The 9,458-nt window shown below is 64.8% G+C and carries 7 protein-coding genes and 2 pseudogenes; 6 read left to right on the top strand and 3 right to left on the bottom strand.

Annotation, left to right across the window (positions count from 1 at the left end):
* Positions 1 to 445: pseudogene (locus tag RMO40_RS05895) on the top strand (arginyltransferase); the annotation flags it as partial.
* On the opposite strand, the gene RMO40_RS05900 reads toward RMO40_RS05895, so the two are convergent.
* From RMO40_RS05900 to RMO40_RS05910, 3 genes are read right to left on the bottom strand one after another with little or no spacing between them, the layout of a single operon-like run.
* Positions 446 to 1,741 carry a TRAP transporter large permease gene (locus RMO40_RS05900; RefSeq protein ID WP_309717656.1) on the bottom strand — a complete coding sequence of 432 codons (1,296 nt, stop codon included), beginning with the start codon at positions 1,739 to 1,741 and terminating at the stop codon, positions 446 to 448.
* Complete coding sequence (locus RMO40_RS05905; RefSeq protein WP_309717659.1) at positions 1,738 to 2,208, bottom strand: TRAP transporter small permease subunit; 471 nt, start codon at positions 2,206 to 2,208, stop codon at positions 1,738 to 1,740. The genes RMO40_RS05900 and RMO40_RS05905 overlap by 4 nt, the downstream gene beginning before the upstream one ends.
* A 3-nt stretch (positions 2,209 to 2,211) precedes the next feature.
* Positions 2,212 to 3,198, bottom strand: coding sequence for a sialic acid TRAP transporter substrate-binding protein SiaP (locus RMO40_RS05910; RefSeq protein ID WP_309717662.1), 987 nt, complete (start codon positions 3,196 to 3,198; stop codon positions 2,212 to 2,214).
* A gap of 103 nt (positions 3,199 to 3,301) precedes the next feature.
* Between RMO40_RS05910 and mutS the strand changes: the two genes are divergently transcribed.
* The 5 genes and pseudogenes from mutS to RMO40_RS05935 all read left to right on the top strand — a co-directional run.
* Positions 3,302 to 5,905, top strand: coding sequence for a DNA mismatch repair protein MutS (gene mutS / locus RMO40_RS05915; protein WP_309717665.1), 2,604 nt, complete (start codon positions 3,302 to 3,304; stop codon positions 5,903 to 5,905).
* A complete protein-coding gene (locus tag RMO40_RS05920; RefSeq protein WP_309717667.1) occupies positions 5,902 to 6,726 on the top strand; it encodes a proteasome-type protease in 825 nt (274 codons plus the stop codon). The genes mutS and RMO40_RS05920 overlap by 4 nt, the downstream gene beginning before the upstream one ends.
* Positions 6,726 to 7,556: an alpha/beta hydrolase gene (locus tag RMO40_RS05925; protein ID WP_309717670.1), complete on the top strand. Its 831-nt coding sequence runs from the start codon at positions 6,726 to 6,728 to the stop codon at positions 7,554 to 7,556. Before RMO40_RS05920 ends, RMO40_RS05925 begins: the two co-directional genes overlap by 1 nt.
* A gap of 94 nt (positions 7,557 to 7,650) precedes the next feature.
* Positions 7,651 to 9,315, top strand: coding sequence for a CTP synthase (gene pyrG, locus RMO40_RS05930; protein WP_309717673.1), 1,665 nt, complete (start codon positions 7,651 to 7,653; stop codon positions 9,313 to 9,315).
* A pseudogene (locus RMO40_RS05935) lies at positions 9,312 to 9,458 on the top strand (3-deoxy-8-phosphooctulonate synthase); the annotation flags it as partial. The gene pyrG and the pseudogene RMO40_RS05935, both read left to right, overlap by 4 nt.

Genomic DNA, 9,458 nt, shown 5'->3' on the forward strand with positions numbered 1-9,458 from the left:
CGCGCGTGTGCTGCGCCTGGGCTTCGTGCCCGAGCACTACCAGCTCTACCTGCGTTACCAAGCCGGCCGCCACAGCGGCGGCGGCATGGACAACGACTCGGTCGACCAGTACACCCAGTTCCTGCTGCAAAGCCGCGTCAACTCACGCCGGGTGGTGGTTCGCGAGCCGTCGATCGACGGCACGTTGGGCGCACTCAAGATGGTGTCCATCCTCGACATCCTCAACGATGGCCTGTCGGCGGTCTACACCTTCTACGAGCCCGAAGAGCGCACCAGCTACGGCACCTTCAACGTGATGTGGCAGATCGAGCAAACCAGGCTGCTCAAGCTGCGCCACGTGTACCTGGGCTACTGGATCGGCGAGAGCGACAAGATGTCTTACAAGGCCCAGTTCAAGCCGCACGAGATGCTGGTCAACGAGCGTTGGGTGCCGGCCGAAGCCTGATCATTTGGCACCGTAGCCGAGCGTCTGCGGCAGCCACAGCACCGTCTGCGGCACGAGCGTGATCACCAGCAAGGCCACGATCAACACGCCAATGAAAACCCAGCTCTCGCGGATCATGGCTTTGAGCGGCACACCGGCCAATGCGTTGATCACGAAGAGCAACATGCCGAACGGCGGCGTCACCATGCCGATCATCATGTTGACGACCACCATCACACCGAAGTGCACCAAGTCGACCCCGAGCGCACGCGCCGCCGGCAGCAACATCGGCACCAGCACCAGCAGCATGATCGAGGTGTCGAGAAAGCAGCCGAGCACCAGGAACAGCAGGTTCACACCCAGCAAGAACTCCAGTGGCGAAAGCTGAAACCGGCCCAGCCAGGCCGCCAGCATCGTCGGCACGTTTTCCGCCGCAAAAGCGTAGTTGATGAAGAAGGCCGATGCCACGATCAGCGTGACCGAGGCGCTCGATTTCGACGACTCGATCAGGATCTGATACAGCCGCTGCCAGCTCAGCGCGCCGTACACCACCCCCGCCAGAAACAGCGCATACAAGGCAGCCACAGCCGCCGCCTCGGTCGGCGTGAACGCGCCGCTGTAGATGCCGCCGAGCAACACCACCGGCAGGCTCAGCGGCAACAGCCCACGCACCAGCACACGCGGCAATTCCTTTGGGGGCAGAGCCTCGCTGCGCGGCAGGTTGCGGCGCTTGGCCACCAGCTGCACACCCACCATCAAAGACACCGCCATCAGCAGCCCGGGGATCACACCGCCGAGGAAGAGCGCGCCTACCGAGGTGTCGGACACCATCGCGTAGATCACCAGCGGAATCGACGGCGGAATGATCGGCCCAATGGTGGCCGAGGCCGCCGTGATGGCCCCGGCGAAGGCCGGCGAGTAGCCGTGCTTGGTCATCATGCGGATGCTCACGATGCCGGGGCCGGCCGCGTCGGCAATGGCGCTGCCGCTCATGCCCGAGAAGATCACGCTGACGATGATGTCCACATGCGCCAGGCCACCGCGCACCCGCCCCACCAGCACGTGCGCAAACGCAAACAGGCGCTCGCTGATGGTGCCCGAGTTCATGATGTTGGCCGCAAAGATGAACAACGGCACCGCCAGCAGCACGTAGCTGTTGTACAGGCCATTGAGCACCTGCTCGGCGACCAGGCCGACGTCTTGCCCCTTCACCAGCAGGTAGGCCACGCCGCTTGCGAGCATGCCAAAGCCGATCGGAATGCGCAGCAGCAGCGTCACCGCCAGCATGCCGAGCAGCACGGTCAACGCCAGGCTCACAGCTGCTCCTGCCAGCCGGTACGCAACAGCTTCCAGCCCTTGTGCAGGTACATCAACACCACCGCCAGCACAAACACGAGGAAGGGCGCGAACACCAGCGAAAACGGCACGCCCAACACGGCGGTCGGCTCGCGGTGCATGAAGCGCACGTAATCAAAGGCATAAGGCAGCAGCACACCCATCAGCCCCGCCATCAACAGGGCACCCACCAGTGCCATCACACGCCGGCCTTGCGGCGGCAAGGCGGCGTGGACCAGGTCAAACATGACGTGTTCGCGCTCTTTCAGCAACACCGCGGCCGACCAGAACACCATCGCGATGTAGAGGATCACGACCAGCTCGTCAGACCAGGCCAGCGGCCGATCGAACAAGAAGCGCGCCGCCACCTGCACGATGAAGGTGAGAAACAGCAGAGCGAAGATTGCCGCGGCGATGGCGCCGGCCAGCGCCTCCAGGCGTCGGCGCATGCCTTACTTCACCGCGTTGATGCGGTCGAGCAAACCGGCCGGCCAGGTCTTGGCCTGCTCGGAGGCCAGGTACTTGGCTTGCACTGCCTTGCGGAAAGCATCGACATCGGGCGTGGTCACCTGCAAGCCCTCTTTCTTGAAGAAGTCGATCAGCTGCGCTTCGTCTTGAACGCGGTTGTCGTCGTTGTACTTGGCCGCGGCCATCGCGGCGGCGCGAACCTTGCCCTGCTGCTCCGGCGTGAGGCCCTTCCAGGTCTTGCTCGCAATGGCGATGAACAGGCCATCGACCAGGTGGCTGGTCAGCACGATCTGCTTGGTCACCTCGTGGAACTTGGCCGAGCGCACGGTGGGCAGCGGGTTGTCTTCGCCGTCGATGGTGCCGGTCTTGAGCGCGAGGTAGACCTCGCCAAAGGCCAGCGGCGTGGCCGTGGCGCCGAGCGCTTCGCCGAGGAACAGCCACTCCTTGGTGGCGGGCATGCGCAGCTTCACGCCTTTCAGGTCGACCGGCGTCATCACCTTGCGCGGCTCGCGCAGGGCGATCTGGCGCGTGCCGAGGTAGGCCACATTGAGCAGCTGCACGTCCATCTTGGCGGCGACGGCCTTGGCCAGCTCGTCACCGATGGGGCCGTTGAACACCTTCTTCTGGTGCGCCGGGTCGCGGATCAGATAACCGGCGGTATAGATCGCGTACTCGGGCAGGATCTTGGCGATGTCTTGCGCCGACATGGCCGCCATCTCCAGGCTGCCGCGCGCCATGGCGGTGGATTCGGCGCCTTGTTTGAAGAGCGCGCCGTTGAGGTGAATCTGCACCTCGAACTGGCCGGGCGCCGACTTTTCCAGCTCGTCCTTGAACACCGTCCACATCTTGGCGTGCCAGTCTTCGGTGACGGCCGGGGTGGAGATGCGCAGCAGGGTCTTGCTCTGAGCCATCACTGCGCCGGCCATGCACAGGCTCAGCAAAGCGGCGGCCAGCAGGTTGCGGCGGTTCATGGTGTCTCCTGGTTGTTCTGGGGGTTGCTCTTGGAAAGGCGCCGATGTTACCGGCGCGGCCTGCACGACAATAGGCGGCTCACCCTGGTGTGACCACCCCCGCATGAACTCCGCGCCCCTGGCCCTCGATCTCTCCCACCACACGCCAATGATGCAGCAGTACCTGCGCATCAAGGCCGAGCACCCCGACACGCTGGTGTTCTACCGCATGGGTGACTTCTACGAGCTGTTTTTCGACGACGCGCGCCGCGCCAACAAGCTGCTCGACATCACGCTCACACAACGCGGCCAGAGCGGGGGCGAGCCGGTGGTGATGGCCGGTGTGCCGGTGCATTCGGTGGAGAGCTACCTTGCCAAGCTGATCAAGCTGGGCGAGCCGGTCGCCATCGCCGAGCAGGTGGGCGACGTGGCCACCGCCAAGGGCCCGGTGGAGCGCAAGGTGGTGCGGGTGGTGACGCCGGGCACGGTGACCGACTCCGAGTTGCTGGCCGACAAACGTGATGCGCTGCTGCTGGCGGTGTCGCAACAGACCAAGCGAGGCGTGGTCACCTATGGCCTGGCCTGGCTGGGCCTGTCGAACGGGCAACTCGGCATGACCGAATGCCATGAGCGCGAACTGCCCGGTTGGCTGGCCCGGCTCAACGCGGCCGAAGCCTTGGTCGACCGTGACCAGGTGCCGGCGGCCGTAGCCCAATCGCGCATGGCCTTGACGAACCGCCCGGCCTGGCAATTCGACACTGCACTGGGCACACGCAAGCTGTGCGAACAGCTCCGCGTAGCGAGCCTTGCCGGCTTCAACGCGCAAGACCTGCCCGTGGCCCAAGCCGCCGCCGCCGCCCTGTTGAGCTACGCCGAGCACACACAAGGCCAGGCACTCGCCCACGTGCGCACGCTGACGGTGGCGCGCGCGAGCGACCTGCTCGACCTACCACCCACCACGCACCGCAACCTCGAACTCACGCAGACATTGCGTGGCGACGACGCGCCCACGCTGCTCTCGCTGCTTGACACCTGCCGCACCGGCATGGGCAGCCGTGCGCTGCGCCATTGGCTGACGCACCCGCTGCGCGAGCGACTGGTGGCGACCCAACGGCACGACGCGCTGGAGGTGCTGATCGACCGCTCGCCCGAGCCACTGCGCGAAGCCCTGCGCCACGTGAGCGATGTGGAGCGCATCACCGCGCGCGTCGCGTTGCGCCAGGTGCGCCCGCGCGAGCTGACCGGCTTGCGCGCCACGCTGCAAGGCCTGCCCGCCTTGCGCTCGCTGGTGCCCACCGGCGAGGCACTGCTGCTCGACATGCTGGCCGAAGCGCTCAACCCTTCAAACGCCATCGAAACCCTGTTGCGCTCAGCGATTGCCGACGAACCTGCCGTGCTGTTGCGCGACGGTAGCGTGATCGCCCCTGGCTACGACAAAGACCTCGACGAGCTGCGCGGCATCAGCCAGAACTGTGATGCCTATCTGCTCGACCTCGAAGCGCGTGAACGCAGCCGCACCGGCTTCACCAACCTGCGCGTGCAATACAACAAGGTGCACGGTTTCTACATCGAGGTGACCCAAGGCCAGGCGAGCAAGGTGCCGAGCGACTACCAACGCCGCCAGACGCTGAAAAACGCCGAGCGCTTCATCACGCCCGAGCTGAAGGCGTTTGAAGACAAAGCCTTGTCGGCGCAAGACCGTTCGCTGGCGCGCGAAAAGATGTTGTACGAAGCGGTGGTCGACCAGCTGCAGACCCACCTTGAAGAACTCAGCAACCTGGCGCGCGCGCTCGCCAGCCTGGACGCGCTCTCGGCCCTGGCCGAACGTGCCACCACGCTCAGCTGGTGCCGCCCGCAGTTCGTGCGCGAGCCTTGCATCGACATCGAGGCGGGCCGACACCCGGTGGTCGAAGCACGGCTTGCCGAAACCGGCGCAGGCAACTTCATGGCCAACGACTGCCGGCTGGACGCCACCCGAAAGATGCTCGTGATCACCGGCCCCAACATGGGTGGCAAGAGCACCTTCATGCGGCAGGTGGCGTTGATCGTGTTACTGGCGGCCGTGGGCTCTTTCGTGCCGGCGCGCGGCTGCCGGCTCGGGCCGATCGACGCCATCCACACCCGCATCGGCGCGGCCGATGATCTGGCGAACGCGCAGTCGACCTTCATGCTGGAGATGACCGAGGCCGCCGCCATCATCCACAGCGCGAGCGACCAGTCGCTGGTGCTGATGGACGAGATCGGGCGCGGCACCTCCACCTTCGACGGGCTGGCGCTGGCCGGCGCTATCGCAAGCCACCTGCACGAACGCAACCGCTCGTTCACGCTGTTTGCCACGCACTACTTCGAGCTGACAGAGTTCCCGCTGAAGCACGAGCGCGCGCTGAACGTGCACGTGTCGGCCGCCGAGAGCGGCGACGACATCGTCTTCCTGCACGACATCCAGGCCGGCCCCGCGAGCCGCAGCTACGGCGTGCAGGTGGCACGCCTCGCCGGCATGCCGGCCACGCTGGTGCGCCAAGCACGCGCCGCGCTCGAAGCGCTGGAGGCGCAGCAGAAATCGGGCGACGCACAGATCGACCTTTTTGCCGCGCCAGCCCCGGTGGTCGAGGCCGAGAGCTCGGCGATCGACAAGGCGCTCGCAGCCATCAATCCCGATATGCTCTCCCCCAAGGAAGCGCTCGACGCGCTGTACCGTTTGAAATCTATCCAAGAAAGCAAACCATGACCTACTGCGTGGGCATCAAACTCGACGCCGGTCTGGTGTTTCTCTCCGACTCGCGCACCAACGCCGGGCTCGACCAGATCAGCACCTACCGCAAGATGATGGTCTACGAGAAGCCCGACGACCGTTTCATGGTGCTGCTGTCGGCGGGCAATCTCTCCATTTCACAGTCGGTTCGCGAGATCCTGCAGGTCGAGAAGCTCGACAACGGCGACGAGCCGCCCATCACCATCTGGAACGCCACCAGCATGTTCGATGCCGTGCGCGTGCTCGGCAGTGCGGTGCGCCACGTCTACGAACAAGACGCGCCCTCACTCAAGAGGTCGGGCATCGACTTCAACGCCTCGATGATCTTCGGCGGCCAGATCAAGGGCGAGGCCATGCGGCTGTTCCTCGTCTACTCCGCCGGCAACTTCATCGAGGCCACACGCGAGACCTGCTACTTCCAAGTGGGCGAGTCGAAGTACGGCAAGCCGGTGCTCGACCGCATGATCACGCCGCACACGCCACTGGATGAAGCCGCCAAGTGTGCGCTGGTGTCGATGGACTCCACGCTCAAGTCCAACCTGTCGGTGGGTCTGCCGCTCGACCTGCTGGTGTACGAAGCCGGCAAATTGCACAGCGACCAACTGGTCTGCATCGACGAACAGAACCCTTACTTCCACATGATCCGCTCCAGCTGGGGCCAGAAGCTGCGCCAGGTGTTCGAGTCGATCGACGATCCGCACTGGGACGGCAGCACCACGGCGCACCCGCTGTGCGTGAACTCCGGGCGCTATGAGCCGATGCGCAAGATCACCAACGCCAGTGAAAAATTAGCCTGATGCCCAAGAAGAAGTCGTCGGGCACCATTGTCTTCTCGCACGCCAACAGCTTCCCCGCCGGCACCTACCGTGTGCTGTTCGAAGCCTGGCGCGCCGGCGGCTACACCGTGCACGCGATCGAGAAATACGGCCACGACCCCGAGTACCCGGTGACCCAGCACTGGCCACGCCTGCGCGACCAGTTGATCCACTTCGCCGAAGCCCACGCCACCGAGCCGGCCTTCTTCGTCGGCCATTCGCTGGGCGGTTTCTTGAGTCTGCTGGCCGCGGCGAGGCGGCCCGACCTGGCGCGTGGTGTGCTGATGCTCGACTCGCCCATCATCGGCGGCCTGCTCACCCCCACCCTCCAGTTCGCCAAGCTCACCGGCTGGGGCGAGCGCTTTTCGCCCGCCTCGGTGTCCAAGGGGCGGCGCAAACACTGGCCGACCAAGGAAGCGGCCCATGCCCATTTTGCGAGCAAGGCCTCGTTTGCCCGCTGGGAGCCCGAGGTGCTGCACGACTACATCGAATGCGGCATCGAGCCCCACGAGCCCGAGGGCTACACCCTGAGCTTCAGGCGCGAAGTCGAGACAGACATCTACAGGACGCTGGCGCATGACATCCCCGGCTTCCTGCGACGCCACCCGCTGAAACGCCCGCTGGCCTTCATCGGCGGCAGCCAGTCGACCGAAGTCAGGCAAGTCGGCATGGCCGCCACCGAGCGGGTGGCCCAGGGGCGCATCTCGTGGATCGATGGCACGCACCTGTTCCCGTTCGAGCGGCCCCAGGAGACGTCGGCCGAGGTGCTCAAGTGGCTGAAAGCCCTGGCAGAGGCCGCTGTTGCAGCCTGAAGAAGGTGCGGCCCGGCGGGTTTTGCAGGCAAGTGGCACGCCTATAATCGCGCTTTACCACCAGAGCATTTGCAGCACGCAAGTGCCAACAGCAATGACCAAGTTTGTCTTTGTCACCGGCGGTGTGGTGTCCTCGCTGGGCAAGGGCATCGCGGCTGCGTCCCTCGCAGCGATCCTTGAGTCGCGCGGCCTGAAGGTCACGCTCATCAAGCTGGATCCCTACCTCAACGTCGACCCGGGCACCATGTCGCCCTTCCAGCACGGCGAGGTGTTCGTCACCGACGACGGCGCCGAAACCGACCTCGACCTGGGCCACTACGAGCGCTTCATCACCACGCGGATGAAGAAGACCAACAACTTCACCACCGGCCAGATCTACAAAAGCGTGTTGGAGAAGGAGCGCCGGGGTGACTACCTCGGCAAGACGGTGCAGGTGATCCCGCACGTCACCAATGAGATTCAAGATTTCATCAAGCGCGGCGCCGGCCTCGGCACCGACCACGCCGTCGACGTGGCCATCGTCGAGATCGGCGGCACGGTCGGTGACATCGAGTCGCTGCCCTTTCTCGAAGCGGTGCGCCAGATGAGCCTGCGCATGGGCCCCAACAGCTGCGCCTTCGTGCACCTGACCTACGTGCCCTGGATCGCCGCTGCCGGCGAGCTCAAGACCAAGCCCACGCAGCACACGGTGCAGAAGATGCGCGAGATCGGCATCCAGCCCGATGCGCTGCTGTGCCGCGCCGACCGCGCCATCCCCGACGAAGAGCGCGAGAAGATTTCGCTCTTTACCAACGTGCCCGAATGGGGTGTCATTTCCGTGTGGGACGCGGACACCATCTACAAGGTGCCGCGCATGCTGCACGAGCAGGGTCTTGACGGGCTCATCTGCGACAAGCTGCGCATCAACACACCGCCCGCCAACCTCAAGCGCTGGGACGATCTGGTGCGCGAGGTCGAGCACCCGCAGCGCGCCGTGACGATCGGCATGTGTGGCAAGTACACCGACCTGTCGGACTCGTACAAGTCGCTCAACGAAGCGCTGCGCCACTCCGGCATTCAGAACCACGCCAAGGTCAACATCGAGTACGTTGATTCGGAAACGCTGACGCTCGACAACGTCAAGCAGCTGGAGCGCTTCGATGCGATCCTGGTGCCCGGCGGTTTTGGCAAGCGTGGTGTCGAAGGAAAAGTGCTCACCGCGCAATACGCCCGCGAGCACAAGATTCCCTACCTCGGCATCTGCCTGGGCATGCAGGTGGCCACAATCGAGTTCGCGCGCCACAAGGCAGGCCTCACAGGCGCCAACAGCACCGAGTTCGAGGCCGATGCGCCGCACCCGGTCATCGCCTTGATCGAAGAGTGGCAAGACGCCGACGGCTCGATCCAGAAGCGCACGGCCCAGTCTGACTTGGGCGGCACCATGCGCCTGGGCGCGCAGAGTTCCGACGTGAAGCCCGGCACGCTGGCGCACGAAATCTACGGCGACGTGGTCACCGAGCGCCACCGCCACCGCTACGAAGCCAACGTCAACTACCTCGACAAATTGACCGAAGCCGGCCTGGTGATCTCGGCGCTGACGCAGCGCGAGAAGCTGACCGAGATCGTGGAGCTGCCGCGCAGCGTGCACCCGTGGTTCATGGGCGTGCAGTTTCACCCCGAGTTCAAGTCGACTCCGTGGGGCGGCCACCCGCTGTTCAAGTCGTACATCGAAGCGGCCCTGGCACACCAGGCGTCGCGCACTGAAAAGGCGGCAGCATGAAGCTCTGCGGTTTTGACGTCGGCATCACGCAACCCTTCTTTCTGATCGCCGGGCCTTGTGTCGTTGAATCGGAGCAGTTGCAGATCGACGTGGCCGGTGCGCTGAAGGAGATGACCTCCAAGCTGGGCATCCCGTTCATCTTC

Source organism: Rhizobacter sp., from assembly GCF_031412075.1.
Lineage (GTDB): Bacteria > Pseudomonadota > Gammaproteobacteria > Burkholderiales > Burkholderiaceae_C > Rhizobacter.